The 26,763-nt window shown below is 62.8% G+C and carries 28 protein-coding genes; 9 read left to right on the forward strand and 19 right to left on the reverse strand.

Features of this window, described 5'->3' with window-relative positions; translation table 11 throughout:
• Nucleotides 1–19: 19 nt before the first annotated feature.
• Nucleotides 20–991, reverse strand: a complete 972-nt coding sequence (locus ACKTS9_RS08275) for a LysR family transcriptional regulator (RefSeq protein ID WP_407880095.1) — start codon at nucleotides 989–991, stop codon at nucleotides 20–22.
• Nucleotides 992–1,134: 143 nt separating this feature from the next.
• Here ACKTS9_RS08275 and ACKTS9_RS08280 point away from each other — a divergent pair, with 143 nt between their 5' ends.
• From ACKTS9_RS08280 to ACKTS9_RS08290, 3 genes are read left to right on the forward strand one after another with little or no spacing between them, the layout of a single operon-like run.
• The gene (locus ACKTS9_RS08280; protein WP_407880097.1) at nucleotides 1,135–1,614 is read left to right on the forward strand and encodes a MarR family winged helix-turn-helix transcriptional regulator; all 480 of its coding nucleotides are present in this window, start codon (nucleotides 1,135–1,137) and stop codon (nucleotides 1,612–1,614) included.
• The gene (locus tag ACKTS9_RS08285) at nucleotides 1,580–3,328 is read left to right on the forward strand and encodes an ABC transporter ATP-binding protein (protein WP_407880099.1); all 1,749 of its coding nucleotides are present in this window, start codon (nucleotides 1,580–1,582) and stop codon (nucleotides 3,326–3,328) included. Before ACKTS9_RS08280 ends, ACKTS9_RS08285 begins: the two co-directional genes overlap by 35 nt.
• Before the next feature lie 4 nt (nucleotides 3,329–3,332).
• On the forward strand, nucleotides 3,333–5,219 hold the full coding sequence (locus ACKTS9_RS08290) for an ABC transporter ATP-binding protein (RefSeq protein ID WP_407880102.1): 1,887 nt from the start codon (nucleotides 3,333–3,335) through the stop codon (nucleotides 5,217–5,219).
• Nucleotides 5,220–5,263: 44 nt separating this feature from the next.
• Here the strand turns inward: ACKTS9_RS08290 and ACKTS9_RS08295 are convergent, their stop codons facing one another.
• Both ACKTS9_RS08295 and trpS read right to left on the reverse strand, forming a co-directional pair.
• On the reverse strand, nucleotides 5,264–5,527 hold the full coding sequence (locus tag ACKTS9_RS08295) for an AbrB/MazE/SpoVT family DNA-binding domain-containing protein (RefSeq protein ID WP_349215946.1): 264 nt from the start codon (nucleotides 5,525–5,527) through the stop codon (nucleotides 5,264–5,266).
• A gap of 212 nt (nucleotides 5,528–5,739) precedes the next feature.
• Nucleotides 5,740–6,738: a tryptophan--tRNA ligase gene (gene trpS / locus ACKTS9_RS08300; protein ID WP_407880104.1), complete on the reverse strand. Its 999-nt coding sequence runs from the start codon at nucleotides 6,736–6,738 to the stop codon at nucleotides 5,740–5,742.
• 183 nt (nucleotides 6,739–6,921) lie between these two features.
• Between trpS and ACKTS9_RS08305 the strand changes: the two genes are divergently transcribed.
• Nucleotides 6,922–9,210: a SpoIIE family protein phosphatase gene (locus ACKTS9_RS08305; RefSeq protein WP_407880106.1), complete on the forward strand. Its 2,289-nt coding sequence runs from the start codon at nucleotides 6,922–6,924 to the stop codon at nucleotides 9,208–9,210.
• A 59-nt stretch (nucleotides 9,211–9,269) separates the two neighbouring features.
• Here the strand turns inward: ACKTS9_RS08305 and ACKTS9_RS08310 are convergent, their stop codons facing one another.
• From ACKTS9_RS08310 to ACKTS9_RS08380, 15 genes are all read right to left on the reverse strand, one after another.
• Entirely contained in the window at nucleotides 9,270–10,133 is an 864-nt protein-coding gene (locus ACKTS9_RS08310) for an undecaprenyl-diphosphate phosphatase (protein WP_407880108.1), read from the reverse strand.
• Between the two features lie 19 nt (nucleotides 10,134–10,152).
• Complete coding sequence (locus ACKTS9_RS08315; RefSeq protein ID WP_407880110.1) at nucleotides 10,153–10,446, reverse strand: DUF6506 family protein; 294 nt, start codon at nucleotides 10,444–10,446, stop codon at nucleotides 10,153–10,155.
• 19 nt (nucleotides 10,447–10,465) lie between these two features.
• Nucleotides 10,466–11,227 carry an exodeoxyribonuclease III gene (locus ACKTS9_RS08320; RefSeq protein WP_349215939.1) on the reverse strand — a complete coding sequence of 254 codons (762 nt, stop codon included), beginning with the start codon at nucleotides 11,225–11,227 and terminating at the stop codon, nucleotides 10,466–10,468.
• Nucleotides 11,228–11,351: 124 nt separating this feature from the next.
• Nucleotides 11,352–12,248: a CPBP family intramembrane glutamic endopeptidase gene (locus ACKTS9_RS08325; RefSeq protein ID WP_407880113.1), complete on the reverse strand. Its 897-nt coding sequence runs from the start codon at nucleotides 12,246–12,248 to the stop codon at nucleotides 11,352–11,354.
• Nucleotides 12,249–12,264: 16 nt separating this feature from the next.
• Complete coding sequence (locus tag ACKTS9_RS08330) at nucleotides 12,265–13,032, reverse strand: hypothetical protein (RefSeq protein ID WP_407880115.1); 768 nt, start codon at nucleotides 13,030–13,032, stop codon at nucleotides 12,265–12,267.
• Nucleotides 13,029–13,715, reverse strand: coding sequence for a hypothetical protein (locus ACKTS9_RS08335; RefSeq protein WP_407880117.1), 687 nt, complete (start codon nucleotides 13,713–13,715; stop codon nucleotides 13,029–13,031). The genes ACKTS9_RS08330 and ACKTS9_RS08335 overlap by 4 nt, the downstream gene beginning before the upstream one ends.
• A complete protein-coding gene (locus ACKTS9_RS08340) occupies nucleotides 13,702–14,598 on the reverse strand; it encodes an ABC transporter ATP-binding protein (RefSeq protein ID WP_349215932.1) in 897 nt (298 codons plus the stop codon). The genes ACKTS9_RS08335 and ACKTS9_RS08340 overlap by 14 nt, the downstream gene beginning before the upstream one ends.
• A 13-nt stretch (nucleotides 14,599–14,611) precedes the next feature.
• Entirely contained in the window at nucleotides 14,612–14,977 is a 366-nt protein-coding gene (locus ACKTS9_RS08345; RefSeq protein ID WP_349215931.1) for a GntR family transcriptional regulator, read from the reverse strand.
• 147 nt (nucleotides 14,978–15,124) lie between these two features.
• Nucleotides 15,125–16,471 carry an MATE family efflux transporter gene (locus ACKTS9_RS08350; protein WP_349215930.1) on the reverse strand — a complete coding sequence of 449 codons (1,347 nt, stop codon included), beginning with the start codon at nucleotides 16,469–16,471 and terminating at the stop codon, nucleotides 15,125–15,127.
• Nucleotides 16,472–16,604: 133 nt separating this feature from the next.
• Nucleotides 16,605–19,199: an ATP-dependent chaperone ClpB gene (gene clpB, locus ACKTS9_RS08355; protein ID WP_407880120.1), complete on the reverse strand. Its 2,595-nt coding sequence runs from the start codon at nucleotides 19,197–19,199 to the stop codon at nucleotides 16,605–16,607.
• Between the two features lie 48 nt (nucleotides 19,200–19,247).
• Nucleotides 19,248–19,895: a CopG family transcriptional regulator gene (locus ACKTS9_RS08360; RefSeq protein WP_349214768.1), complete on the reverse strand. Its 648-nt coding sequence runs from the start codon at nucleotides 19,893–19,895 to the stop codon at nucleotides 19,248–19,250.
• 152 nt (nucleotides 19,896–20,047) lie between these two features.
• The gene (locus ACKTS9_RS08365; RefSeq protein ID WP_407880123.1) at nucleotides 20,048–20,866 is read right to left on the reverse strand and encodes a hypothetical protein; all 819 of its coding nucleotides are present in this window, start codon (nucleotides 20,864–20,866) and stop codon (nucleotides 20,048–20,050) included.
• A 39-nt stretch (nucleotides 20,867–20,905) separates the two neighbouring features.
• Nucleotides 20,906–21,070 carry a hypothetical protein gene (locus ACKTS9_RS08370; protein WP_349214771.1) on the reverse strand — a complete coding sequence of 55 codons (165 nt, stop codon included), beginning with the start codon at nucleotides 21,068–21,070 and terminating at the stop codon, nucleotides 20,906–20,908.
• Nucleotide 21,071: 1 nt separating this feature from the next.
• Complete coding sequence (locus tag ACKTS9_RS08375) at nucleotides 21,072–21,806, reverse strand: hypothetical protein (RefSeq protein ID WP_407880125.1); 735 nt, start codon at nucleotides 21,804–21,806, stop codon at nucleotides 21,072–21,074.
• Nucleotides 21,807–21,817: 11 nt separating this feature from the next.
• On the reverse strand, nucleotides 21,818–22,546 hold the full coding sequence (locus ACKTS9_RS08380) for a lysophospholipid acyltransferase family protein (protein ID WP_407880127.1): 729 nt from the start codon (nucleotides 22,544–22,546) through the stop codon (nucleotides 21,818–21,820).
• Between the two features lie 246 nt (nucleotides 22,547–22,792).
• Here ACKTS9_RS08380 and ACKTS9_RS08385 point away from each other — a divergent pair, with 246 nt between their 5' ends.
• The 5 genes from ACKTS9_RS08385 (at nucleotide 22,793) to ACKTS9_RS08405 (ending at nucleotide 25,857) form a co-directional block, all read left to right on the forward strand.
• The gene (locus ACKTS9_RS08385; RefSeq protein ID WP_349214776.1) at nucleotides 22,793–23,404 is read left to right on the forward strand and encodes a GNAT family N-acetyltransferase; all 612 of its coding nucleotides are present in this window, start codon (nucleotides 22,793–22,795) and stop codon (nucleotides 23,402–23,404) included.
• Nucleotides 23,401–24,363: a tRNA glutamyl-Q(34) synthetase GluQRS gene (gene gluQRS / locus ACKTS9_RS08390; protein ID WP_349214778.1), complete on the forward strand. Its 963-nt coding sequence runs from the start codon at nucleotides 23,401–23,403 to the stop codon at nucleotides 24,361–24,363. The genes ACKTS9_RS08385 and gluQRS overlap by 4 nt, the downstream gene beginning before the upstream one ends.
• A gap of 15 nt (nucleotides 24,364–24,378) precedes the next feature.
• Nucleotides 24,379–25,380: a helix-turn-helix transcriptional regulator gene (locus tag ACKTS9_RS08395; protein ID WP_407880130.1), complete on the forward strand. Its 1,002-nt coding sequence runs from the start codon at nucleotides 24,379–24,381 to the stop codon at nucleotides 25,378–25,380.
• 79 nt (nucleotides 25,381–25,459) lie between these two features.
• Entirely contained in the window at nucleotides 25,460–25,591 is a 132-nt protein-coding gene (locus ACKTS9_RS08400; protein WP_349214782.1) for a hypothetical protein, read from the forward strand.
• A gap of 20 nt (nucleotides 25,592–25,611) precedes the next feature.
• Nucleotides 25,612–25,857, forward strand: coding sequence for a hypothetical protein (locus ACKTS9_RS08405; RefSeq protein ID WP_407880132.1), 246 nt, complete (start codon nucleotides 25,612–25,614; stop codon nucleotides 25,855–25,857).
• 48 nt (nucleotides 25,858–25,905) lie between these two features.
• Here ACKTS9_RS08405 and rsmA read toward each other — a convergent pair whose 3' ends face one another.
• A complete protein-coding gene (gene rsmA, locus ACKTS9_RS08410; RefSeq protein WP_349214228.1) occupies nucleotides 25,906–26,760 on the reverse strand; it encodes a 16S rRNA (adenine(1518)-N(6)/adenine(1519)-N(6))-dimethyltransferase RsmA in 855 nt (284 codons plus the stop codon).
• Nucleotides 26,761–26,763: the final 3 nt, after the last annotated feature.

A 26,763-nucleotide genomic window follows, 5' to 3' on the forward strand; every position in this document is an offset into this window, starting at 1 on the left:
CAAGGGGGCATACGCCCCCTCACCGGTACAGGTCCGGATCCGGCTCGAAGGGAACGGGCTCGGGGTGCAGCTTTTGAAAGCAGCCCACCGCGTCGGTGAGCACGTCGTACAAATCGTCCTCCACACAGGTTTGTAAAATGGACAAAAAACGCTTCAGGGGCGCGTTGCCCCGCAAGGTCTTGTAATGGACGCCGAAGGAAAGGCTCTCCATGCCCTCCACGGGGATGTAGCGCAGATCCGGCAGGCGCACCCGGGGAATGTCCGGCATGAGGGCAAAGCCGAACCCCGCCCGCAGCAGCGTGACGGTGCCTTCGTACCCGTCGGTGAACAGCACCCGGGTCATGGAATGGCGGTGCAGCACATCGCCCTGGGCGTGGAACACCGCCTCGGGGCCTTTGTGGGGCGCGCAGACCACCATCTCCCCCTGCAGCTGGTCCTGGGTGAGGCTGGTGTGCTGTGCCAGGGCGTGGTCGTGCCCGCACACGCACACAATGGGGCAGCGCACCAGCTCCTGAAAAAGCGTGCCGCTTTTTTTGCGGGACGGTGAGCGAAAGCCCAGCATCACATGAATGTTTCCGTCCTCCAGCAGGTTGGAAAGCGATTCAAAGGGAATCAGCCGCACCTCCGGCTGCAAATCCGGGTATTCGGCCCGCAGGCGGCGCAGGGCCTGGGGCAGAAAGTCCATCTCCATCTGATTGTGACAGCCGATGCGCAGCGGCAGACTGATCTGCTGTTCCGCCTGGTGCAGCCGGGCCCGGGCCGCGCCGGCCAGGTGCAGAATGCGGTCCGCCGAGGGCAGGAACTGGGCGCCCGCCGCCGTCAGCTCCACATTGCGGCTGGTGCGCACAAACAGCTGCGCGCCCAGCTCCGCCTCCAGCGCGGAGATCTGGTGGCTGACCGCCGGCTGGCTGATGCGCACGGCCTCGGCCGCTTTGGAGAAGTTTAAATATTCCGCCACAGCGAGAAAACATTCCAGCTGCGTGGTGTTCATTTCGCTCACCTCTTCTATGAATATCAATTCATCTTTTTTATAGATTATAAGAGATTTGTATTTCACTTTCAAGTGAATTTGCGGTATAAAATGATAAGGGTCCGAATGATTTCGGACCGAATCATCGGAAAGGAGGGCATGCTGTGAAACAGGATGACCGGCGCACGGCGGTGAACAATTTCCGGCGCATTCACGCGGGGATGGAACATTCCATCAGCCGTTTTTTTCTGCGCACGGACCTGACTGCGGCCCAGGGGCACCTGCTGCTGTACATTCTGACGCGGCCTCACCAGCGGCTGTGCTCCACCGAGCTGCACCGGGGCCTGGGGCTGTCGCGGGCGGCGGTGAGCGAACTTTTGAAGAAGCTGCGGGAAAAGGGCTTTCTCACCCTGCGCACCGCACCCGAGGACGAGCGCCAGAAGCTGATTGAACCCACAGACCGGGCCCTGGAGCTGAAGCAGACGCTGGACCGGCTGGCCGCCCGAACGGAAGCGCAGATTTTCGACGGGTTTTCACCGCAGGAAATCGAAGCGCTGCTTTGCTTTCAGATGCGCATTCTTCAGAATTTGAACAAGGAGGAACACTTGGATGGAAACCGTTCTCAGTCAAATACGACAATATAAAAAAGAGACGCTGCTCACGCCGCTTTTCGCCGCGCTGGAGGTGGTCATGGAGGTGCTTTTGCCCTTTGTGACCGCCCTGATCATCGACGAGGGCCTGCAGAAAAGCAACATCAACAACGTGCTGCGCTACGGCGTACTGATGATTGTGATGGCGGCGCTGAGCCTTTTGTTCGGCGCACTGGCCGGCCGGTTTGCGGCCCGGGCCTCGGCGGGCTTTGCGTGCAATTTGCGCCAGAGCCTGTACGACCATGTGCAGGAATTTTCTTTTTCCAACATTGACCACTTCGGCACGGCCAGCCTGGTGACCCGTATGACCACGGACGTGACCAACGTGCAGAACGCTTTTCAAATGATTTTGCGCATTGCCGTGCGCGCGCCGCTGATGCTGGTGTGCAGCATGGTGATGGCCTTCCTCATCAACCCGCGGCTGAGCTGGGCCTTTGTGGCGGGCATGGTGTTTCTGGCGGCGGTGCTGGCGCTGATCGTGCGGGCCACGCTGAAGCTGTTTGACGTTGTGTTCGCCAAATACGACGATCTGAACGCCAGCGTGCAGGAAAACGTATCCGCCATCCGCGTGGTGAAAGCCTACGTGCGCGAAGGCTACGAAAACGAAAAATTCACCCGCGCGGCCGACAACCTGTACCGGCTGTTCGTCAAAGCCGAAGGGCTGCTGTCCTTCAACAACCCGGCCATGATGCTGGTGATCTACAGCTGCATTCTGGCAGTGGCCTGGCTGGGCGCCCAGTTCATTGTGGGCGGCACCATGACCACCGGCCAGCTGACCTCCATGCTGAGCTACATCATGTCCATCATGATGAGCCTGATGATGCTGAGCATGATTTTTGTAATGATTACCATGAGTGCCGCCAGTGTGCGCCGCATTGAGCAGGTGCTGAGCGAAAAACCCGAACTGCACAACCCTGTCGAGCCGGTGAAGGAACTGGCCGACGGCAGCATCGACTTTGACCATGTGTCCTTCGCTTACCGCCACGGCACCGGCAAAAACGTGCTGACGGACATCGACGTGCACATCCGGTCGGGTGAGACGGTGGGCATCATCGGCGGCACGGGCTGCGGCAAAACCAGCCTTGTGAACCTGATCAGCCGTCTGTACGATGCCAGCGAGGGCAGCGTGCACGTGGGCGGCCGCGACGTGCGGGAATACGACATGGAAGCGTTGCGCAACCAGGTGGCCGTGGTGCTGCAGAAGAACGTGCTGTTCTCGGGTACCATTTTGGAAAACCTGCGCTGGGGCGATGAAAACGCCACCCGTGAACAATGCGAAGAGGTGTGCCGCGCCGCCTGTGCGGACGAGTTCATCCGCCAGATGCCCGACGGTTACGACACCTTCATCGAGCGGGGCGGCACCAACGTGTCCGGCGGGCAGAAGCAGCGGCTGTGCATTGCCCGCGCCCTTTTGAAAAAGCCCAAGGTGCTGATTCTGGACGATTCCACCAGCGCCGTGGACACCGCCACGGACGCCTCCATCCGGCAGGCGTTCCAGACGTACATTCCGGGTACCACCAAGCTGATCATTGCCCAGCGCATTTCCAGCGTGCAGCATGCGGACCGCATTCTGGTGCTGGACGGCGGCCGGGTAAACGGCTTCGGCACCCACGAGGAGCTTTTGAAGACCAACGAAATTTACCGGGACATCTACGAGTCCCAGAGCAAGGGCGGCGGCGATTTCGACCAGCCCGGCAAGGAGGTGTGATGCCATGAAACAAAAACGATTGGAAGCAGCATCCATGAAAAGCCTGGGCCGGCTGGTCCGGTACATGCTGCACAACTACGCGGCGGCCTTTGCCGTGGTGGTGGTGTGCATTCTGCTGGCGGCCATCGCCACGCTGCGGGGCACGGTGTTCATTCAGTCTTTGGTGGACGATTACATTCTGCCCATGCTGAGCGTGGAAAACCCGGACTTCGCGCCTCTGGCCGCAGCGCTGACCAAACTGGCGGCCCTGTACGCGGTGGGCATTGTGGCGGCCTACGCCTACAACCGCATCATGGTCAGCGTCAGCCAGGGAACCATGAAGCGGCTGCGCATTCAGCTGTTCACCCGCATGGAGGCCCTGCCCATTTCCTATTTTGACACCCATGCCCACGGCGACATCATGTCCGTGTACACCAACGACGTGGACACCCTGCGCCAGTTCCTGAGCCAGAGCGTGCCCCAGACCATTCATGCGGCCGCCACCCTGGTGGTGACCCTGGTGAGCATGCTGATCCTGAACGTGCCTCTGTCGCTGATCACCCTGGCCATGGCCTGTGTGATGCTGTTTGTAACGCGCAAGCTGTCGGGCCTTTCGGGCAAGTATTTCGGCTTGCAGCAGCGGGACCTGGGCGCGGTGGACGGCTACATTGAAGAGATGCTGGACGGCCAGAAGGTGGTCAAGGTGTTCTGCCACGAGCAGCAGGCCCGTGACGGGTTCCGGGTGCTGAACGACAAGCTGCGGGACAGCGCCGACAAGGCCAACGCCTACGCCAACATCACCATGCCCATCAACGCCAACATCGGCAACCTGAGCTATGTGCTGTGCGCGGTGATCGGCGCGCTGCTGGCACTGAACGGCGTGGGCGGCGTGACCGTGGGCACCATTGTGGCCTTCGTCAGCCTGAACAAGAGCTTCACCCAGCCCATCACCCAGATCAGCCAGCAGATGAACTCCATCGTGATGGCTGCCGCGGGCGCCCAGCGCGTGTTTGAAACGATGGACCAGACCCCCGAGCAGGACGAAGGCTATGTGGAGATGGTCAACGCCAAAGAGCGGGCCGACGGCAGCCTGGTGCCCACCGACGAGCGCACCGGCGTGTGGGCCTGGAAACACCCCCACAAGGCCGACGGCACCGTCACCTACACCAAGCTGGAAGGCGGCATTGTATTTGACGGCGTGGACTTCGGCTACACCGACGAAAAAATCGTGCTGCACGACATCAAACTGTATGCAAAGCCCGGCCAGAAAATCGCCTTCGTGGGCTCCACGGGCGCGGGCAAAACCACCATCACCAACCTGATCAACCGGTTTTACGACATTCAGGACGGCAAGATCCGCTACGACGGCATCAACATCACCAAAATCAAAAAGCCGGCGCTGCGCCGCACCCTGGGCATTGTGCTGCAGGACACGCACCTGTTCACCGGCACGGTGATGGACAACATCCGCTACGGCAACCTGGACGCAACGGACGAAGAATGCATCGCCGCGGCCAAGCTGGCCAACGCCCACGGCTTCATTGAGCGCCTGCCCGACGGCTACAACACCCTTTTGACCGGCGACGGCGCCAACCTTTCCCAGGGCCAGCGGCAGCTGCTGGCCATTGCCCGGGCCGCGGTGGCCGACCCGCCCGTGCTGATTTTGGACGAGGCCACCTCTTCCATCGACACCCGCACCGAGGCGCTGGTACAGGCCGGCATGGACGCGCTGATGTACGGGCGCACCACCTTCGTGATCGCCCACCGGCTGAGCACCGTGCGCAACGCCGACTGCATCATGGTGCTGGAGCACGGACGCATCATCGAGCGGGGCACCCACGACGAGCTGATTGCCCAGAAGGGCCGCTACTACCAGCTGTACACCGGCAATTTCGCCGAGCAGACGGCATAAAAAACAAAACCGGCATGGCCGAAGCCATGCCGGTTTTTTTGTTGTTATTCGCCGTCCTGTGCCGAGGGCAGCTGGCCGATGATTTTACGGCAGGCCCCGCAGATGTTCCGGCCCTGATAGTTGACCACATCTTCGGCGCTTCCGCAGAAGATGCAGGCCGGCTGATACTTTTTCAGCACGATGCTGTCTCCGTCCACATAAATTTCCAGCGACGCGTTTTTGTCGATGTGCAGATTGTGCCGCAGCTCGATGGGCAGCACAACACGTCCCAGATTGTCCACCGGACGCACGATTCCTGTCGATTTCATAGCTTGATCCTCCGTTGCCAGCAATGTCATATCTTGTGTCTTAGTATACAAAAAATTCCATTAATTGTCAATATATGGAATAAAAGAGATTTTTTGGTATTTTACGAAAATGCATGACCCTGCGGGCATTTTTTTGGGAGATGTGCAAAAAGTGGCGAAAAATTTCACATTTTACGCAAAAAAAAGGAAAGGCCAAGCCTTTCCTCTTTTGTTCACAGCTGCAAAAAGCCCACTTTCTTGTACACCTTGCGCAGGGTGCGCTCGGCCATGGCCGTGGCCTGCTGCGCGCCCTGGGTGAGCACGCCGTCCAGGTAGGTTTTGTCGGCCAGGATGCGCTTGTACTCGGCCTGAATGGGCGCGAACACATCGATGACGCTTTGGGCGACGGCCATCTTCAACTCGCCGTAGCCCCGGCCCTCAAACTCGTGCTCGATGGCGGCGAAGTCCTTGCCGGTGAACACGCTGTAAATGCTCATCAGGTTGGTGACGCCCGGTTTTTCCTGGGCCGCGCGCACGCAGCCGTCCGAGTCGGTGACCGCGCGCTTGAACTTGCGCACGATGGTGTCGGGGTCATCCAGCATCAGCACAAAACTGTTGACGTTGGTGTCGCTTTTGCTCATCTTTTTGTCCGGCTCCTGCAGGCTCATGATCTTGGCACCGGTTTTGTTAAAATAGCCGTCGGGCACCACAAAGGTGTCGCCGTACACGAAGTTGAACCGCTGGGCGATGTTGCGGGCCAGCTCCAGATGCTGCTTCTGGTCCACGCCCACAGGCACCAGGTCCGCGTTGTAAAGCAGAATGTCCGCGGCCATGAGCACCGGATAGGTGAACAGGCCGGCATTGATGTCCTCGGGGTGTTTGGCGCTTTTCTCCTTGAACTGGTGCATGCGGGTCAGATCGCCGAAGGGGCAGTTGCACCCCAGCACCCAGCTGAGCTCCGCATGGGCGGGCACGTGGCTTTGCACAAACAGCACGCTTTTGGCCGGGTCGATGCCGCAGGCCAGCAGCAGCGCCGCCGCCTCACGGGTCTGCCGCCGCAGATCCGCCGGGGTTTGCCGCACGGTGATGGCGTGCATGTTGGCCACCATATACACACATTCGTAATCATCCTGCAGCGCGTCCCAGTTGCGCACGGCCCCCACGTAATTGCCCAGCGTGAAGGTGCCCGTGGGCTGAATGCCCGACAGAATGCGTTTTTTTGTCTGTTCCATATTGTCTCCTCGGTTCCTGCATGTTTATTGCCAGTATAGCACACACGCACGCCAAATTCAACGCGGGAAGGCTTGTCCCACAAACAGACAAAAAATTTCCAATTATTACCATATAATAAAAACATTCCATGCGGGGGGCGGCATGCAAAACGCCCCGGAAAACGGGAAAGACAGGTGAGACAAATGTCTGTAAAAACGCGACAGGCGCCCAAACTGCGGCCTGTGCTGCGCGAGATGCGGATTTGGCCGGTGGTGTGGCAGGGCGCGGCGGCGCTGACGGCCTTCTGTGCGGCGCGTGCGCCGGTGTTCGGGCAGCTTTTGCCGCTGGGGCTGTGTGTGGCGGCAGCCATGCCGCCGTCCTATGTGGTGTGTGCGGGCACGGGCGCGGCGCTGGGGTACATTCTGGGGCTTTCGGCGCCGGGTGCGGCGGCCTATCTGGGGGCAGTGCTGGCGGTGGTACTGCTGCGGCTTCTGGGCGGTGCGGCCCGGTACCGGGATCTGCCCATGGCGCCCCTGTGTGCCGGGGGCGTGTGCTACTGCCTGCTGCACGCCGGGCTGGGCGTGGCGGCGGGCGGCGGGCTGACGGCCATTCTGGCGGGCGCGGCCGAAGCGCTGCTGATCTTGGGGCTGGGCTATTTTCTGACGGTGTTTTTTGCCCACCCGGTGCGGATCCTGCAGCAAAGCGACCCGGAGGCCCGGTGCGCGGTGTACTTTGCGCTGATGGGCGGGCTGGTGTGTCTGGCGCCGCTGCAGCCCTTCGGGTTTTCGCCGGCCCACGCGGCGGGGGCCTTTCTGACGCTGGCGGCGGCCTGGAAAGCCGGACCGGGAGCCGCGGCGGTGACGGCCACCACGGCCGCGGTGGCCCTGTGCGTCACGGACGGCGCTTTGCACGCGGGGCCGGCGTTGGCGGCGGCCGGGCTGGCGGCGGGACTTTTGGCACCCCGGGGCCGGGGTCTGACGGCGCTGACGTTCTGCACCGCGGGCTTTCTGGGGGTGTGGTGCGCACCGGACGCCCAGGCGGGATTTCGGCTGATGGCGGAGCTGTGCGCCGGTGCGCTGGCGTTCACGCTGGTGCCCGCGGCCTGGCTGGAGCCCTTTGCCCAGGGCGTGGAGGGCACGGCCAGCCGGGCGGCCTGTGCCACGCTGGCGGGACGGCTGACGGCCTTTGCGGGGGCGCTGCAGGCGGTGGGCCGCACGGTGCAGCAGGTGTGCGAAAAGCTGCCGCCCCGGCAGGAGCACTATGCGGACCTGTGCGCCCGGGTGGCGGACCGGTGCTGCCACGACTGCGAGCGGAACACCGACTGCTGGGTGACCCGCAGCGCCGACACCTACGACTGCTTCAACAAGCTGGAGCCGCTGGTGAACTCGGAACAGGGCGTGACCGCGGCGGACATCCCCTCGCCCCTGTCCACCTACTGCCTGGCGCCTGCCCGGCTGGCGGCGGCGCTGAACCGGGAGGCCATCGCCCTGGCCACCCGGCGGGGGCAGTACAGCCGCAGCACCGCCACCCGGGCAGCGCTGTGCGAGCAGTACGGCGCCATGGCCTGCGCGCTGGGAGATCTGGCCGGGCAGGTGGTGATGGAAGAGCTGCCCGACCGGCGCAAAGCCCGGCGGCTGGAGCAGCTGTTCGAGGACCTGGGCCTGGCCCCGCTGGACGTGAGTGTGGCCGCCGACAGCGAGGGCCGGCTGCATGCGGCGGTGACGCTGTCCCGCATTGAATTCGACCAGAACGAGCTGTGCACCCTGACCCGGGAGGTCTCGCAGCTGTGCCGGCGGCGGTTTGCCCGGGCGGTGTGCACCCAGAACCCGGGCAGCACGCTGCTGCTGTTTCAGGAACGGCCCCGCTTTGCGGCCCGGTTCGGCGTGTGCAGCCTGCCGGCGGACGGCCAGGTATCCGCGGACGCCACCCAGGTGCTGGAGCGGGTGCCGGGCCGGGCCCACGCGGTGCTGTGCGACGGCATGGGCACAGGCAAGGCCGCGGCGGTGGACGGCGTGCTGGCGGCGCGGCTGGCCGGGCAGCTGCTGGGAGCCGGGTTCGGCCAGGCCGAGGCCGCCCGGCTGGTGAACGTGGCGCTGGCGCTGAAAAGCGACGACGAGGCCGCCACCACTCTGGACGCGGTGACCATTGACCTGTACACCGGTGCGGCGCGGCTGTTCAAGGCCGGGGCGGTGCCCAGCTTCCTCATTCACGGCAACCAGACCTCGGTCCACGGGCAGACCAGCGTGCCCATCGGCATTTTGAAAAAGGTGCTCAGTTCCGAAAGCGAGCTGGTGCTGAACGCCGGGGACTGCCTGGTGCTGGTGAGCGACGGCGCCCTGGCCGGCGGCATGGCCTGGATGAACAGCCAGCTGGTGATGCACAGCGCCGACACGCCCCAGATGCTGGCGGACGCGGTGGCCCGGGCCGCCCGCAACTGCTGCGACCGGCCCGACGACATCACGGTCATGGCCATCCGCCTGTACGAGGCGTGAGAACCCGCGGCACAAAAAAACCGCGCGCTTTTGAAAGCGCGCGGTTTTTTCTGTTTTCATCAGCCCGCCAGCAGCGGTTTCAGCCCGAAGAAGTAGCCCAGCACCAGCACGCCCAGCACGATGCGGTACCAGCCGAACACCTTGTAGTCGTGCTTTTTCACAAAGTTCATCAGGAACCGGATGCACGCCAGCGACACCACAAAGGCCGTGACCATGCCCACCAGCAGAATGACGATCTCCTGCCCGGAAAAGCCCGTTTCGCTCTCCAGCAGGAATTTGACGATCTTCAAAAGGCTGGCGCCGAACATGGTGGGCACCGCCAGGAAGAACGTGAACTCGGCCGCGATGGTGCGGGAACAGCCGATGATCATGGCGCCCAGAATGGTGGCGCCCGAACGGCTGGTGCCCGGGATCAGGCTGAGCACCTGAAACGCACCGATGAACAGCGCGATGCGGTAGTTGATCTGGTCGATGCGCCGCACCCGGGGACGTTGTTTACCAATTGTATTTTCCATCCAAATAAACAACACACCGTATAAAATCAACATCAGGGCAATGACCGGCGGGTTGTGGAAATGCTGGGTGAGCCAGTCGTCCAGCGGCAGGCCGATGACCACGCTGGGAAGCACGGCCACCAGCACGTGGAACCACATCTGCCACACGTCTTCCCGGCACCAGCGGGCCAGGCCCTGGGCGCTGCGGTCGTTTTGAAACGGCCAGAGCTTGTGCCAGAACATGACCACCACCGCCAGAATGGCGCCCAGCTGGATGACCACGTCAAACATCTCTTTAAAGGCGTCGGTCACACCCAGCTGGATGAACTCATCGGCCAAAATCAGGTGGCCGGTGCTGGAGATGGGCAGCCATTCGGTGATGCCCTCCACAATGCCCAGAAAAATGGTTTTCAAAATGTCCACAAACAAATTTGTTCACACCCCTTGCTCAATCTCCGAAAAAGGCGCTGAACAGCCCGTCCAGCGCCGGGTCGTGGGTCACGTAGCCGATGGCCACCTGATGCTGCGTCAGCTCTGCCAGGCGGCGGGCACGGTCCGGTCCGAAGGCGCCGCACACTTCCACCGCGCCGAAGCCCTCTTTCCACAATGCTTCCACGGTCTGCTCGGCCTGGGCAAAGCTGCGCACCGTGCAGATGCGGGTCAGGCTTTTGCCGTGGGTGAACTCGGCTTTGTCCCGGGCCGGGTCGTAATTGCCCATGAGCACAAACGCGTATTTTTTCATTGGCACATCCTCCCCTACTTTATGCGTTGTCGTCCAGAATCAGACCCACCGGGCAGTGGTCCGAACCGAAAATGTCGGGATAGATCCGCGCGTCCTGCAGGCGGGCGGCCAGCCGGCTGCTGATGATGAAGTAGTCGATGCGCCACCCCGCGTTGTTCTTGCGGGCGTTGAACCGGTAGCTCCACCAGGAATAGGCGCCCGTGGCGTCCGGGTGCTGAAAGCGGAAAGTGTCCACAAAGCCCGCGTCCAGCAGCTGGGTCATCTTGGCGCGCTCCTGGTCGGAAAAGCCCGCGCTGCCCCGGTTGGGGCCGGGGTTCTTCAAGTCGATCTCGTTGTGGGCCACGTTCAAATCGCCGCAGTAGACCACGGGCTTTTTGGCGTCCAGCGCCAGCAGCCAGGCGCGCAGATCGTCCTCCCACTGCATGCGGTAATCGATGCGGGCCAGCCCCTCCTGGCTGTTGGGGGTGTACACGTTGACCAGGTACAGGTCCTCAAACTCCAGGGTGATGGCCCGGCCCTCGTGGCTGTGGGCTTCCACGCCGATGCCGTACTGCACGCTCAGCGGCTCGCGCTTTGTGAACACGGCGGTGCCGGAATAGCCCTTGCGCTCGGCGGAGTACCAGTACTGATGATACCCCTCGGGAGAAAACGTGGCCTGACCGGGCTGCATCTTGGTCTCCTGCAGGCAGAACACGTCCGCGTCCAGCGCGGCGAAGGTCTCCGCAAAGCCCTTGCCCAGCACGGCGCGGAACCCGTTGACATTCCAGGATACAAATTTCAAAACGAGGAATCCTCCTTTATTTTTTCAACATTCCTTATGATACCACAAAAACGGTTTGCCGTACAGGACCCGCCCCCGGTATGAAAAAAGGGACCGCCTGCGGGCGGTCCCTTTTTTGCACGATTCAGGAAAGCAGGCTGATGAACACCATTCCCAGGCAGATGACCAGATAGCCCAGCATGCCCGGGGTGGCCAGCGCCGCCAGCGGACGGGCAGGTGCGTTTTCGCCGCCCGTCCAGTACAGCCGTTTCCAGCCGCGCACCGCCAGCACGCCGCCCGCGATGAGGAACACGATCACCAGAACGCCCGCCGCCATGGTGCCGGCCTCGCTCATGGCCAGCGCGGGCATGACGGCCATGCCGATGACGTTCACGGTCATGTGCAGGGAGATGGTCACCAGAAGGGAGCCGGTGCGCAGGTACATCCAGCAGAAAATGCTGCCCAGCACCGCCGCGTAGAACATCTGGGACAAATTGCCGTGGAACAGGCCGAACACCGCGCCGCCCAGCAGCACATAGGCTTTGTCGCCGAAGCGGCCCAGCTTGGCGTACATCCATTTGCGGAAGATCAGCTCCTCGCCCACCGGGGCCACCACGCAGCCGAACAGCAGGTTCCACACAAGGCCCGAGGCGGAGACCAGCATATCCAGCGGGTTCTGGGCAGGGGTGCCCTTGAGCATGCCGATGCCCGTGAGCAGCATGCTGGAGAGAATGTTGAACGCATAGGTGACGCCCAGGCACAGCACCACGGTGGAGAGCCAGCGGCCGGCCGTCATTTTCTGCCCGTCCGCAGGGGCCGGGACATTGTCCGGCAGCAGCGCCCGGCCCACCAGCAGAAACAGGGGCACGGCGATGCAGTACAAAGGCACATAGCTGAGCACCCAGATGAACCAGTCGGTCTCGTACAGGCCGGGGGCCAGCAGGTTGGCCGCCAGCGCGGCCGCGGTCTGCAGGATCTGGGTGACCAGCATCAAAAACAGAAAGCACACACCCAACCGGGAGACCGTTTGTTTATAAGTCATGCCAAAAACTCCTCTCTCAAATGCCTTTGACCGGCGCTTTGCGCAGCGCCATGTAGCCGATGAGGTACAGCAGCGCCAGCACGGCCAGCCACAGCGCCACGACCCCGCCCGTGCCCCAGGCCAGCACCGCGGAAAAGAAAGCGGCCACAGTGTCCAGCAGCGGGGTGAACACGCCGGTTCTGCCGGCGGCGTACAACTCTGCCACCTTGCCCAGCAGCGTGCTCAGCGCAATGCCGCCCAGCCAGATGACCAGAAAACCGTACTGGCCCCAGCGCTGGCACAGCGCGCCCATGACCATGCCCAGAACGGCGGCGGTCAGCGCACCCATGGGGATGACCCAGGCCATGTGATGGAACACCGTCAGCCCATAGTTGGAGGCCAGCGCCGAGGAGCCGGCCAGGGGCATGGCCGGGAACAGCACCCGGCGCATCAGCTCGCTGACCCAGCTCAGGGGATAGGCCGCCAGGGCAAACACCAGCGCAAAGGCCAGGTTGGCCACAAAGGCGGACACCAGATAGCCCTTGCGGGTGCGGCCCATGGAGACGGCCAGTTCAAAACCGCTGGAATACTGGACGATGGCCACCAGGAGCACCGCCAGCGCCACGCCGAACAAAGCCACCGCGCCGGAGGCGGACTGCCATTCCGTTTTTTCGGTGCCAAACACCAGCATGCCGATGTTGGTGCCCGCTTCGGTCAGCAGCCACAGCCCCGCCAGCAGGCCCAGGCTGACGGGCCAGTCGTTGAACACATAGCGAAGTTCGCCCCGAATGTAACGCAGTTTCATACCCGAACCACCGCCTTTTTCAGCAAACAATTGGAAGCAAGATGCAGCAGCGCCGCCACCGCAGCGCACCCGGCGGCCACCGCCGCCAGAGACGCAGCCGACGCCCGGGGCGCCAGCAGCCACGCCAGAATGTCACCGGCCGCGCCGCCCTTCAGGAAGCTGATCACGAACCAGGTGATGACTCCGCCGGCGACCACCAGCTCGGCCAGGGCGCACAGCGCCAGTGCCTTGCCGCCCCAGCGCTGGGCGCACAGACCCATCCACAGGCCCAGCCCGCCCAGAACCAGCGTGCCGGCGCTGGCCAGCATGGCCAGACGGGGGAAGCCCGCCAAGAACACGGGGGAATCGGAGCCGAACATCCGGCTCAGCACCCACATGCTGCTCCAATGGGAAGCGCACACCACCGCGCAGCAGACCACGTTCAGCGCCGCCAGCTGCCAGCCCAGGGTGCGGCGCAGCCCGCCCATGGTGAGGCTGATGTGCACGGAGATGCCCGCGAAGATGGTCATCATGATGAGGGGGAACAGCAGCAGATACAGGACGCCCACGCTGGTCATGTAACCGGCCATGTATTCCGGAGAGCGGTCGCCCAGCATGTTCAGCACGCTGAAAAAGACCTGAAAGCCCACCAGAAGCAGGAACAGCTGCGCCAGCACATTGCGGTTGAATTTAAGCAGTTTCATGGTGCGCCTCCTCGCCCGTGAGATAGACAAATGCTTTCTGCAGACTGACGGGGCTGATGTCCACGTCCCGCCCCGCGGCGGCCCGCTCCATCACGGCCCGTGCCGCGCGCACGGCCACGCCCTTCTGGCGGCCCATGCGCTCGGTGTGCAGCACCTCGTGGCCCGCGGTCACCGCGTCCACGTCCTCTTCCCGGCCGGACACAAAGGAGAAGGACGCCACAAAGTCCTCGGTGTTTTCCACAGCGGCAATCTGCCCGTTGTTGAGAATGATGACCTTTTCAAACACGTTGGCCGCCTCTTCAATGATGTGGGTGGAGATGACAAAGGTGCGGCCGGTCTCGGTGTAATCGTCCAGCAGAATTTTGTAGAAGTCTTCCCGGGCCACCACGTCCAGCCCGGCCACCGGTTCGTCCAGAATGGTGATGGGCGCCCGGGACGCCAGCGCCAGCACAATGGTGACCATGCTCATCATGCCCTTGGACAGCTTGCAGATCTTCTTTTTCACGTCCAGGCCGAAGCGCTGGACCAGCTGGTCGGCATAGGCTTTGTCCCACCGGGGATAGTACATGGACGCCGCCAGCAGGTAGTCCTTTACTTTGTATGTATTCTGCCCGAACAAGATCTGGCCGCTGAGCTCGCGGGAAAAGCACAGGTCCGCCAGGGCCTTTTCGTTTTCCCACACGGGCTGGCCCCCGTAGGTGACGGTGCCCGCGTCGTGGGTGTTCTGCGCCGTGAGGATGCTGAGCAGCGTGGTCTTGCCCGCGCCGTTGCGGCCGATGAGCCCGTAGATGACCCCCGGCTCGATGGTCAGGGACACATCGTGCAGCACCTCTTTTTTGCCGTATCGCTTGACCAGATGGCTGGCCTGTAATGTCTGTTCCATGTTTTGTTCCTCCTCACTGCTGGGCCCGTTCGATCATGGCCTTCAGCTCTTCTTTGGTCAGTCCCAGCGCCCGTGCTTCCCGCACCAGGCTGGTGACATACGTCTCATAAAATGCGTCCTTCCGCTTTGCGATGATCTTGTCATGGGCGCCCTGGGCCACAAACATGCCGATCCCCCGTTTTTTGTACAAAATTCCTTCCTCGACCAGAAGGTTGATGCCTTTTGCCGCGGTGGCGGGGTTGATGCTGTATGCCCGGGCCAGTTCGTTGGTACTGGGCACCCGCTCCTGCTCCAGCAGCACGCCCCGCAGGATGTCGTCCTCCAACATCGCCGCAATTTGCAGGTAAATGGACGTTGCGTCGTTGAAGTTCCCGGTCAAACCCTCGTCTCCTTTCCCTGGTTAAGCTGTTCATTACTTGTGTAATTAACTATAGAGCTAATTCCGTTCTTTGTCAAGGGGTTTGCGAAAAATTTTTTGCGGGCAAAAAAAAAGCGGTCTTCCGGTTTTCCCGAAAGACCGCTTTTTTCAGATGGTTTTCATGGTGCGCCATTTGCCGCGCATCCAGCGGGCCAGCAGCAGCACGGCCCGGATGTTCTCGTCCGCGGCGAAGGCCAGCCACAGGCCCACCAGCCCCATGCCCAGGTGCACGCCCAGCAGCCAGCCCAGGCCCACCGCCACGGCCCACTGGCACACGATGCCCAGCACCACGGGGAAGCGCACGTCCCCCGCGGCCTGCAGGTGCCGCACCATGACGATGTTTACCGAGCGGCCCACCTCCAGCAGCACCTCGACCCAAAGGATCTGACGGCCCAGCGCCAGAATGCGCGGGTCCGAGGTGAACAGGCTGAACAGCGGCCCGCCCAGCAGGGCCATGACCACCGCCAGCCCCACGGTGATGGGGCAGGACAGTTTCAGAACCTGCAGGGTGCACCGGTGTGCGCCGTCCAGGTCCCGGGCGCCCACCAGGTAGCCCACCAGCACCTGACCGGCCTGGCTGATGGCCATGACCAGCATATAAATGCAGTTGGCGAACATGGCCGCGTACATGCGGGTGGTGACCACATAGGTGCCCATCAGGTTCACGAACACCAGGCAGCTGGCCTGGGACAGATTGTAGGACAGGCTTTCCCCGCCGGCGGGCAGGCCGATGGCCAGAAGCCGGCGCAGCAGATGGCCGGGCACGGGCCACACGTCCCGCCGGGACAGCCGAACGCCCGGCTCGGCCCGAAAGAAGGCCCAGGCCATCAAAAGCAGGCCCACGGCCCGGAAAATGCTGGACGACAGCGCCGCGCCGGCCGCGCCCAGCCGGGGAAAGGGCCCCAGCCCGTTGATGAGCACCGCGTTGCCCGCGATGTTGCACACGTTGACCAGCCCGGTGATGCACATGATGACCTTCATGTGAGCGCCCGCCCGCAAAAAGGCGGAAAAGGTGAGCATCAGCGCCTGAAAGGGCAGCGCCAGCGCGGTGATGCGCAGATAGGCCGCGGCCTCGTCCATCAGCTCGGCGGGCACCTGCATCAGGCCCAGCAGCGGGCCCGCAAACAGGGTGATGCCTGCGGCCAGCACCGCCGCCAGCAGCCCGTTGACGCACACGGACAGGGTGCAGATGCGGTTCACCTGCCCGGTCTGGCCCGCGCCCCGGTACTGGGTGATGAGAATGGTGGCCGCCATGCTGACCACCGTAAAGGTCAGCTGCACCACGGTGATGACCGTGTTGGCGTTGCCCACGGCGGCCACGGCAGTGTCGTTGAAATGGCTGAGCTGCACCTGGTCCATGTTGCCCACCAGCAGCTGCAGCAGCAGTTCGATGAAAACGGGCCAGCTCATGCGGGCCAGAGCCGGCACCGAGTAATCCAGTTTGGTCGTGTTCACGTCCATCCCCTCCGCATGCCATTATACAGCGGCCGGGGCGGTCTGCACAGAGGACAGAACGCCGAACCTTATGCCTTACAGCGGACCATTTTTGTATAAAAACCCCCGGCGCCTTGCGCGCCGGGGGTTTTTCTCAGCGAAGAAGCAATGTGCCGTTTTCCGCGTCCACGGTGATGGTCTCGCCGGGGGCGGGGTCGTCGGCCAGAATGTGCCGTGCCACCAGCGTTTCCACCTTCTGCTGAATGTAGCGCTTCAGCGGGCGGGCGCCGTAAATGGGGTCGTAGCCGCCGTCCACGATGGCCTGTTTGGCCGCCGGGGTGACCACCAGCTCCAGCTGCTTGTCGGCCAGGCGTTTGCGCAGGCTTTGCAGCAGCAGGTCCACCACGCCGCCGATCTCCTCTTTGGTCAGCGGTTTGTAGTACACGATCTCGTCCAGGCGGTTCAAGAACTCCGGCCGGAAGGACTGCTTCAGCAGCGCGTCCACCTGGGCCCGGGCCTCGGGCGTGATCTCCCCGTCCCGGATGCCGTCCAGAATATAGGGCGAGCCCAGGTTCGAGGTGAGGATGATGATGGTGTTCTTAAAGTCCACGGTGCGGCCCTGGCTGTCGGTGATGCGGCCGTCGTCCAGCACCTGCAAAAGAATGTTGAACACGTCCGGGTGGGCCTTTTCGATCTCGTCGAACAGCACCACGCTGTAGGGTTTGCGGCGCACGGCCTCGGTCAGCTGGCCGCCCTCCTCGTAACCCACGTATCCCGGAGGCGCGCCGATGAGGCGGGAGACGCTGAATTTTTCCATGTACTCCGTCATATCGATGCGCACGATGTTCTTTTCGTCGTCAAACAGGCACTCGGCCAGGGCTTTGGCCAGCTCGGTCTTGCCCACGCCCGTGGGGCCCAGGAACAAAAAGCTGCCGATGGGGCGGTTTTCGTCCGCGATGCCCGCGCGGCTGCGCAGGATGGCCTGGGTGACCTTTTCCACGGCCTCGTTCTGGCCGATGACCCGCTTGTGCAGAATGTCGTCCAGATGGAGCAGCTTCTCCCGCTCGCCCTCCATGAGCTTTGCCACGGGGATGCCCGTCCAGCGGGCGATGATGCGGGCGATTTCCTCTTCGGTGACCTTATCCCGCAGCAGGGTGGCGTTTTTCTCCACGGATTCGGCCTTTTTCTCCTCTTCCTGCAGCTGTTTCTGCAGGCTGGGCAGCTGGCCGTATTTCAGCTCGGCGGCTTTGTTCAAATCGTACTCCCGCTCGGCTTTGGCGATCTCGCCGTTGACGCGCTCGATCTCCTCGCGCAGCTTCTGCACCTTGCCGATGGCGGCCTTCTCGTTCTCCCATTTGGCGCTCATGGTCTGGAACTCGTCGCGCATGGCGGCCAGCTCCTTCTGCAGCGCCTCCAGCCGCTCTTTGGACAGCTGGTCGGTCTCCTTTTTCAGGGCCGCTTCCTCGATCTCATGCTGCATGATCTTGCGGCGCAGATCGTCCAGCTCCGCCGGGGCGGAATCCATCTCGGTGCGGATCATGGCACAGGCCTCGTCCACCAGGTCGATGGCTTTGTCCGGCAAAAACCGGTCCGAGATATACCGGTTGGACAGCACGGCCGCCGCGATGAGGGCGCCGTCCTGAATTTTGACGCCGTGGAACACTTCGTACCGCTCTTTCAGGCCGCGCAGAATGGAGATGGTGTCCTCCACGCTGGGCTGGTCCACCATCACCGGCTGGAACCGGCGCTCCAGGGCCGGGTCCTTTTCGATGTACTGGCGGTACTCGTTCAGGGTGGTGGCGCCGATGCAGTGCAATTCGCCCCGGGCCAGCATGGGCTTGAGCAGGTTGCCAGCGTCCATGGCGCCGTCGGTCTTGCCCGCGCCCACGATGGTGTGCAATTCGTCGATGAACAGAATGATCTGCCCTTCGCTCTTTTTCACTTCCTGCAGCACGCTTTTCAGGCGCTCTTCAAACTCGCCCCGGTACTTGGCGCCGGCCACCAGCGCGCCCATGTCCAGGCTGAAGACCTTGCGGTCCTTGAGGTTTTCGGGCACGTCGCCCCGGACGATGCGCTGGGCCAGCCCTTCGGCAATGGCCGTTTTGCCCACGCCCGGTTCGCCGATGAGCACGGGGTTGTTTTTGGTTTTCCGGCTGAGGATGCGGATCACGTTGCGGATCTCGGCGTCACGGCCGATGACCGGGTCCAGCTTCTGCTGGCGGGCCAGGCTCACCAGCTCCTGGCCGTACTTGGCCAGCACGTCGTAGGTGCTTTCGGGGTTGTCGCTGGTCACGCGCTGGTTGCCCCGCACCTGGGCCAGCACGTTCAAAAATTCGCTTTTGTCAATGGAGAACTGGCGCAGCACCTCGCGCACGGCGGCGTTGGGCGCGTCCATCAGGCCCAGGGCCAGATGCTCCACGGACACGTATTCGTCCTTCATGTTCCGGGCGGTCTTTTCCGCCGCGGTCAGGGCTTTGTCCAGCTCCGGGGTGATGTAGACTTTGTCCGGGTCCCGGCCGGTGCCCGTCACGTGGGGCAGCTGGGACACCTTGTTTGCAAAGGCGGCGGCCAGGTTGCCCGGCTCGACGCCCATCTTGCTGAACAGCTGGCCGATGAGGCCGTCCTGCTGATTTAAAAGCGCGCAGAACAGATGCTCCGGGCACAACGCCTGGTTCTCATATTCCACGGCCAGGCTCTGGGCGGCGCGCAGCGCCTCCAGAGACTTTTGTGTCATTTTCTGTGCATCCATAGGTTCACACTCCTCTTTTCTGTGCAGTCAAACAAACGGGGTCGGGCGCTACAGCCGTGCGGCCGCTTCGTCCAGACCGGCGGTATAGGCGCGCTGCACCGCGCGCACGGCGCGGTCCGCGTCGCTCAAATCGTCAAAAAAGGTTTTCAGGCAGGTGTCGAACAGCCGCACGTAAGAGGCCAGCGCCTCGCCCAGCGCTTCGTCCGACAGGTTCTGCGGCGTGCGCAGCACCCGGGTATACCGGCCGCCCGACGCCTGGCAGGTGCGCCGCGGACCGTGCAGGCACGCGTCCTCCAACTTGGTCCACAGCTTGTAAAACTGGCTGAGATACAGCAGCAGCGTGGGGTTCTGGGTGCGCAGCTGCGCCCGGAACTCGCCCAGCTCCTCGCCCGCGTGGGGGTACAATTCCACCACGTAGCGCACGCTGGGGTTGTATTTGTACTGCAGCGCACTGCGCACGCTGTACATGGCCTCGCTGGCGCTGAGCATGGGCTGCAGCGCGCTTTGGCTGTCCAGCACCGCGCTGATGGCGCTGAAAATATCCTGCATCCGCTGTTCGGGCGTGGCCAGCTGGGTGTACTCGGCCAGAATGCGGTTGATCATGTTGGAGCGGCTGGTCCCCTCCCGGTAGGCCAAACGGTCCACCGCGGCCACCACGTCGTCCATCAACACCAGACTGTATACACTTTTCTGCATGGCTCCACCTTCTTTCCTGATGAAATTGTACCACGTCAAAAATAACTTGTCAAGCAAATTATATAATTATTTTTACGAGTTTTCATTTCTCTTTTAGGGTGCCCCAAAACGGCGCAAAAAAAAACAGCGCCCCCAAATCGGGGGCGCGGGATTCAGAGGGCAGCGGCCTCTTCGGCGCGCTCTTTTTCGCGGCGCTCGGCACGCAAATCGGAAATGTGGAACACCTGCTCCATCACAGGCCAGGCCCACATGTCCACGATGAGTGCCAAAAAGGCGGGAACGCCCAGCAGGCACAGCAGAAGCGTAATGGGCAGCGGCACAAAGCCGATGAGCACCACGCCGGATGCCAGTGTGATAACACCGGCGGGCAGAGACCGTTTCAGAAAGCCCATGGTCAGCAGCAGGCTGTTTTTCAGCATGGGCACCAGGTTCATGTTCATCTGGGTCAGCTGCAGCAGCGCGTACAGCCAGCTGGTAACCGCAATGTACAGGCCCAGCATGACCATGCCCAGCAGGATGGGACTGATCTGTTGGGCGGTCATCAGATGAATGACCGCGGCCGCGCACTCCATGGCGCAGATGGTGCCGAACAGCGCGCTGACGGCAAAGGCCTGTTTCCAGCAGCTTTTCCAGGCTTTTTTGTACTCGTGCCAGAAAAAGCACGGCTCGTCGCACAGCTGCTTGATGAGCAGGGTGTGCATGCAGGCCAGCGCCGGGCCCACCAGCGCGGTGGATGCCACGAACACCACCACCGCAATGGCCAGCATGCCCAGGTACTGCCAGAACAGCACCCCAAAGGTGACGGCCGCGATCATGGGCACGGAGCACAGCAGCAGCAGGATGCCGGCCAGCCAGATCTGGGAAGCGTCCCGGGTGAAGATCTCAAAAAAACGGGCCGCGCCCTTTTTGCGCGGTGCGTCCTTGGGAACGCCCGGGCCTTCTTTGTTGAAATTAAAACGAAACAACCCCATGGTAAGAACTCCTTCGCGGGCGCCGCCGCCCGCCCCTGTTTATTTTTTCCGGTAATCGTAAAACCGCCGGTACGGATTCTGTGTTTGCTGCGTGGGTGTGGATTCCGCCTTGGCCGGCTGTGACCGGCTGGCCCGTATGGCCGCCAGAACCAACACGGCCAGCACAACCAGCAGAATGCAGCCCACAATCAAAAGCCAGTGCATGTCATGCCTCCTTTTGCGTCCATGCGTCGAACAGCGCCGCGGCGCTGTTGTAGTACGCGGTCAATTCCTCGTCGCCTTCCAGCGTGCTGCCGGTGTACACCCGTTTGACCAGCGTATAGTTTTTCATGGTGTCCTGAAGCGGCTCGCCCTGGGAGCCGTCCGGCGTGGCGGTATTGCCCAGGTCCAGGCCGGCCAGCGCCGGGCAGTCCTCCCAGGCGACGCCCATGCCCGTGATGTCGGCGTTTTCAAAATCCTCGGGCGCGGTGCCGTCGTTGCAGGCAAAAATACCGTACTTTTCCTCAAAAACCGCCACGTCGTCGGTCAAAAACAGCATGCTCTCCCCGGTCTGCATATCGCCCATGAGCTTGGTGATCATGGCCATCTGGGTGTTGGGGTCGATGGCGTCCTCGGTGATCCAGTATTCCAGCACCTGCACTTCCACCTTGCCGTCGCCGTTGCGGTCATCGCACAAAGTGGCCAGCTTCTCGCCCAGGGTCTCGTCCGCGCTGTAGGGCAGCGACTGGGTGGTCAGCACGCCGATGGTGTAGTCCGGCTCCACCTTGGTGACCACGTCCTTCACCAGCAGGCCCACCATCAGCGCCGCCGCCACGCCGATGATCACATGCCATTTGCGATAAAACCAGAAATTGTCCCATTTCTGGCGGCGCGTCATGGGTTTGGGCGGCTCTTCGGGCGCATCCGGTTTGATATTCAGCGTATAGCGGGCACTTGCCATGATTTCTCCTTTCAGCCGGGCTGTTTCGCCGCAGCAATGAGGCCGGCCACCTGCTCGGGCAGCTGCTTGAGGGCAGCCCGGTCCAGCCCTGCGGTGGAAACGGGCGGCAGAATGGTCACGTTTACGTGGGCGGGTTTCATCAGGCCGCCGTTGGCCTCCATGATTTTATAGCTGCCGTCAATGACCACGGGCACGATGTCCGCGCCCACCTTGCTGGCAATGCGGAAGGCGCCGGCCTTGAACTCGCCCATGCGGTCGCCTTTGCTGCGGGTCCCCTCGGGGAACACCACCACGCTTTTGCCTTCCTTCACCAGCTCGCCCGCCCGGTTCATGGCCTCCATGGATTTGCGGGCGTTGGCACGGTCGATAAACACGCAGTCCAAAAGCCGCATCCACTGGCGCACCAGCGGGATGCGGTCCGTCTCCACCTTGGCCACCAGCGCGTGGGGCCGGTCCAGATACAGCAGCATCAGGGGGATGTCGTAATCGCCCTGGTGATTGGGGGTGAACACCACCGCCCGGTCGGTGGGGATGTTCTCGGCCCCTTTGACGGTGACGGTGACGCCCGCCAGCTTCATCAGCGTGCCGGCCCACATGCGCACGTCCTTTTCCAGAATGGCCCGAACCTCTTCCTCCCGGCCGGCCGCCTTCAACCGGCCGGCGCGCCGCATGTCGGGAATGTAAAACAGCAGCGCCCCGAAGAAATAAACAAACCAGACGATTGTACGCAGCAGCGCCATATCCGTCCCCCCGCTTTTTGTAGATTCTTATCTATGATACTGCAAAAAGCGGCCTTTGTACAGATTATCCCACAAATTTGCGTACAAATTGTGACATCTTCCTTGTGGAAAACAACCAATTTTTGCCGTTTTCTTTTGTATAAAATTCCATGAGTTTGTGAAAAATGATGCAGCTGTGTTGTTTCACAAATTTTCGGGCGATATAATAGAAGTAATTCGTGTTTTTTGGGGAGAGGAGGCGTCGTCTTGGCAACGGTCACCATTCGGCCCGCCACGGTCTCGGACGTGGGGATGATGCTGGCGATTTATGCGCCTTATGTACTGAATTCCACCGCCAGCTGGGAGACGGCGCTGCCCTCCCGGCGGGAGTTTGCCGCGCGGCTGCAGCGCTGCCAGGACGGCGGATTCCCCTGGCTGGTGGCCGAGGAAGACGGGGCCATTCTGGGCTACGCCTACGGAGGACGTTTGGGCGAGCGCAGCGGCTACGACTGGACGGCGCAGGTCTCGGTGTATGTGGCGGAGGACGCCTGCGGCCGGGGCCTGGGCACGGCGCTGTACGGCGCGCTGCTGGCGGTGCTGAAGCTGCAGGGATACTGCAGCTGCTATGCGCTGGTGACGGAATCCAACGGGGCCAGCGCCGGGTTCCACCGGGCCATGGGCTTTCGGGAGGCCGCCCGGCTGCCCAACGCCGGGTTCAAAAACGGCAAGTGGCTGAACCTGCTGTACTTTTATCTGCCGCTGAACCCCTGTTCCCTGTCGCCCCAGCCGCCCACGCCTTTTCTGCGGCTGGACCCGGCCCAGCTGAGCCGCGTATACCGCAAGGCCCAGAGCTACACACGGGACGGAGGCAGGCAATGAGAGAATGTGCTGTGCCCGCGCCCGTTGTGCGCGGGCGTTTTGCGCCCAGCCCCTCGGGGCGGATGCACCTGGGCAATGTTTGGTGCGCGCTGCTGGCGTGGCTGTCGGTACGAAGCCAGCAGGGCGTGATGGTGCTGCGCATCGAGGACCTGGACACCGGCCGCTGCCGGCCCGAATACGCCGACCGGCTGATGGACGACCTGCGCTGGCTGGGGCTGGACTGGGACGAGGGACCCGGCGCGGCCCAGCCGGACGGGCCCTATTATCAAAGCCAGTGCGCCCCGCTGTACCGCCGGGCGCTGGAACAGGTGGCCGGTGCGGCCCGGGTGTACCCGTGCTACTGCTCCCGGGCGGACCTGCACGCGGCCAGCGCGCCCCATCGGGCGGACGGCACGGTGCTGTACGCCGGGCGCTGCCGCAACCTGGACGCCGAACAGCGGGCGCAGCTGGAGGCCGCGGGGCGGCGGCCCGCGCTGCGGGTGACGGTGCCGGACCGGGACGTGGCGTTCACGGACGGGCTGTGCGGCCCCATGACCCAGAATCTGGCCCGGGAGTGCGGCGATTTTCTTTTGCGCCGGTCGGACGGCGTGTTCGCCTATCAGCTGGCCGTGGTGACGGACGACGGGCGCATGGGCATCAACCAGGTGGTGCGCGGCCGGGACCTGCTGGACTCCACGCCGCGCCAGATCTGGCTGCAGGAATGTTTGGGCCTGCCGCAGCCGGCCTATTACCACACGCCGCTGCTGTGCGCGCCCGACGGGCGGCGCCTGTCCAAGCGGGAAAAAGACCTGGACATGGGCGCGCTGCGAAGCCGCTTTTCCCCCCGGCAGCTGACCGGGCGGCTGGCGGCGCTGGCGGGCCTGGTGCCCCCCGGCACTCAGTGCACCCCCGCCCAGCTGGTGGACGTGTTCGACTGGAACAAGATCGGACGGGACGATGTGCTCATTTCGGACTGGTAAAAAGGAGGGTTCTCCATGGCGAAAAGTGAAAATCAGAAGCGAAAGCTGTTGTATCTGGCGGATCTGCTGCGCCGGGAGACCGACGAGACGCACGGCCTGACCGTGCAGCAGATGATCGACGAGCTGGCCCGGCGGGACGTGCGCGCCGAGCGCAAAAGCATTTACGACGATCTGCAGACGCTGACCGACTACGGCATGGACATTGTGAAGCTGCGCAGCGGCCACAGCTGCAGCTACGCGCTGGTGCACCGGGACTTTGAATTGCCGGAACTGAAGCTGCTGGTGGACGCGGTGCAGTCCAGCAAGTTTCTGTCGGCCCGGAAAAGCCGCGAGCTGATCCGCAAGCTGGAGGGGCTGGCCTCCCGGTACGAGGCCCAGAGCCTGCAGCGGCAGGTGTATGTGGCCGGCCGGGTAAAGAGCATGAACGAGAGCATTTACTACACCATCGACCAGCTGCACGCCGCCATCTCGGCGGACCGGCAGGTGTCCTTTCTGTACGGGCAGTGGACCGTGGACAAAGCCGTGTGCTACCGCCGCAACGGGCAGCGGTACCGGGTGTCGCCCTACGCGCTGGTGTGGGACAGCGAAAATTATTATCTGGTGGCCTACGAGGAAGAGGCCGGGGCCATCCGCCATTACCGGGCGGACAAAATGGCCTCGCTGCGCATGGAAGAGGACAAACCCCGGCAGGGGCGGCAGGCCTTTGAGGCCCTGGACATGGCCGCCTATACCCGGCGCACCTTCGGCATGTTCGGGGGCGAGACGCGGCAGGTGACCCTGTGGTTCGCCCGGCATCTGGCGGGGGCGGTGATCGACCGGTTCGGCCGGGACGTGACCCTGGTGCCCGACGGAGAGGACGGGTTCCGGCTGCACATCCAGGCGGTGATCAGCCCGCCGTTCATGGGCTGGCTGGCCGGCTTCGGGCCGGACGCAAAGCTGCTGGAACCCGGGGACGTGCGCCTGCAGTTCGCCCGTTTTTTGCAAAAAACGCTGGAACAATACGAAAAAGACGAGTGAAGTCCGGTTTATGGGACACATTTTATCCTATACTGAAGACACAGAGAAACAAAGAGCTTCGAGGAAAGGATGTGGCCCCATGGTCAAGATGGCAGCACTGGCACCCAAAGGTGTGTTTGAAGAAGAGGAGATCCGCGTGTATTCGTTTGAAGAAGAGCCCCATGAGCGTCATTTTGACGACTGGGACCGCAACTGGGAAGACGCGGCGTGACGAGAGGAGGAACAGCAGCCATGTCGAACAAAGGAGATTTCGGGTTTTACGGCAAAGGACTGGACGGCTATGTGCATTACAAGCAGTCCGTCGACCGGATCGCCCAGAGCGGCGGGAGCTCGTCCCCCCGGCACCGCGGGAACGCCGATGACACGGAAACGTCCGGCATTTATTTTCTGGGCAAGCGGCTGGCATGGTGGCAGGTGTCCATTCTGCTGCTGTTCTGCGGCGGGGCGCTTTTTTTCCTTCTCCAATCTGCAGTATAAAATACAAAGCGCCGGTCAGGCATTGCCTGACCGGCGCTCTTTTTTTGTTCAGACCGGGCCCAATGCGTCCGAGAAGGCCGCGTACTGGGCCAGCGTCAGCTGTTCGGGGCGGGCGGTGGCGGGAATGCCCGCCTGCTCCAGTGCCGCCAGCACCCGCTGCTTGGGCACACCGAGCCCCGCGGAGGCCGCGTTGGCCACGGTTTTGCGCCGCTGGCCAAAAGACGCCCGGATGGCGCGGAACATGGCCCGCTCATCTGCCGGGGCCACCGGCGGGGTCTGGTGCAGCTCCAGCCGGATGACCGCGCTGGTGACCTTGGGCGGCGGGAAAAAGCTGCCCGGCTGCACCGTGAACAGCATTTTCGGCGCGGCGTAATAATGCACCGCGTAGCTGACGGCGCCTGCGTCCCGGGTGCCGGGGGCCGCGCACAGGCGCTGGGCCGCCTCTTTCTGCACCATGACGGTGATGTGCCGGATGGGCAGGCGCTCTTCCAGCAGCTTCATGACGATGGGGCTGGTGATGTAATAGGGCAGGTTGGCGCACACGGCCACCGGCATGCCCGCAAACTCCTGCTGAATGAGGGCGGCCAGGTCGGTTTTCAGCACGTCGCCCAGCACCACCCGCACGTTGTCCAGGCCGGCCAGGGTCTCGTCCAGCAGGGGCGGAAGGCGGTCGTCCACCTCGATGGCCACCACCTTGCCCGCCCGCAGAGCCAGCTCTTTGGTGAGCACGCCGATGCCCGGGCCGATCTCCACCACGCCCCAGGTGCGGTCAATGCCTGCGGACTCGACCATTTTCGGGCACACGCCCGGATTGACGATGAAGTTCTGGCCAAAGCCCTTGGACAGCTGAAAGCCGTGCCGGGCGCACAGGTCCTTGACCGTTGCAAGATCCGTCAGATTCAATGT

The organism is Owariibacterium komagatae (assembly GCF_045865535.1).
Taxonomy (GTDB): domain Bacteria; phylum Bacillota; class Clostridia; order Oscillospirales; family Ruminococcaceae; genus Ruthenibacterium; species Ruthenibacterium komagatae.

Coding starts and splice junctions, on each gene's coding strand:
- ACKTS9_RS08405 (WP_407880132.1), top strand. CDS start 25,612: ATGTCGAACAAAGGAGATTTCGGGTTTTACGGCAAAGGACTGGACGGC.
- trpS (WP_407880104.1), bottom strand. CDS start 6,738: ATGGAACAGACAAAAAAACGCATTCTGTCGGGCATTCAGCCCACGGGC.
- ACKTS9_RS08305 (WP_407880106.1), top strand. CDS start 6,922: ATGTCTGTAAAAACGCGACAGGCGCCCAAACTGCGGCCTGTGCTGCGC.
- ACKTS9_RS08380 (WP_407880127.1), bottom strand. CDS start 22,546: ATGGCGCTGCTGCGTACAATCGTCTGGTTTGTTTATTTCTTCGGGGCG.
- ACKTS9_RS08285 (WP_407880099.1), top strand. CDS start 1,580: ATGGAAACCGTTCTCAGTCAAATACGACAATATAAAAAAGAGACGCTG.
- ACKTS9_RS08370 (WP_349214771.1), bottom strand. CDS start 21,070: ATGCACTGGCTTTTGATTGTGGGCTGCATTCTGCTGGTTGTGCTGGCC.
- gluQRS (WP_349214778.1), top strand. CDS start 23,401: ATGAGAGAATGTGCTGTGCCCGCGCCCGTTGTGCGCGGGCGTTTTGCG.
- ACKTS9_RS08360 (WP_349214768.1), bottom strand. CDS start 19,895: ATGCAGAAAAGTGTATACAGTCTGGTGTTGATGGACGACGTGGTGGCC.
- clpB (WP_407880120.1), bottom strand. CDS start 19,199: ATGGATGCACAGAAAATGACACAAAAGTCTCTGGAGGCGCTGCGCGCC.
- ACKTS9_RS08400 (WP_349214782.1), top strand. CDS start 25,460: ATGGTCAAGATGGCAGCACTGGCACCCAAAGGTGTGTTTGAAGAAGAG.
- ACKTS9_RS08340 (WP_349215932.1), bottom strand. CDS start 14,598: ATGGAACAGACATTACAGGCCAGCCATCTGGTCAAGCGATACGGCAAA.
- ACKTS9_RS08335 (WP_407880117.1), bottom strand. CDS start 13,715: ATGAAACTGCTTAAATTCAACCGCAATGTGCTGGCGCAGCTGTTCCTG.
- ACKTS9_RS08290 (WP_407880102.1), top strand. CDS start 3,333: ATGAAACAAAAACGATTGGAAGCAGCATCCATGAAAAGCCTGGGCCGG.
- ACKTS9_RS08330 (WP_407880115.1), bottom strand. CDS start 13,032: ATGAAACTGCGTTACATTCGGGGCGAACTTCGCTATGTGTTCAACGAC.
- ACKTS9_RS08275 (WP_407880095.1), bottom strand. CDS start 991: ATGAACACCACGCAGCTGGAATGTTTTCTCGCTGTGGCGGAATATTTA.
- ACKTS9_RS08365 (WP_407880123.1), bottom strand. CDS start 20,866: ATGGGGTTGTTTCGTTTTAATTTCAACAAAGAAGGCCCGGGCGTTCCC.
- ACKTS9_RS08315 (WP_407880110.1), bottom strand. CDS start 10,446: ATGAAAAAATACGCGTTTGTGCTCATGGGCAATTACGACCCGGCCCGG.
- ACKTS9_RS08395 (WP_407880130.1), top strand. CDS start 24,379: ATGGCGAAAAGTGAAAATCAGAAGCGAAAGCTGTTGTATCTGGCGGAT.
- ACKTS9_RS08325 (WP_407880113.1), bottom strand. CDS start 12,248: ATGACTTATAAACAAACGGTCTCCCGGTTGGGTGTGTGCTTTCTGTTT.
- ACKTS9_RS08375 (WP_407880125.1), bottom strand. CDS start 21,806: ATGGCAAGTGCCCGCTATACGCTGAATATCAAACCGGATGCGCCCGAA.
- ACKTS9_RS08295 (WP_349215946.1), bottom strand. CDS start 5,527: ATGAAATCGACAGGAATCGTGCGTCCGGTGGACAATCTGGGACGTGTT.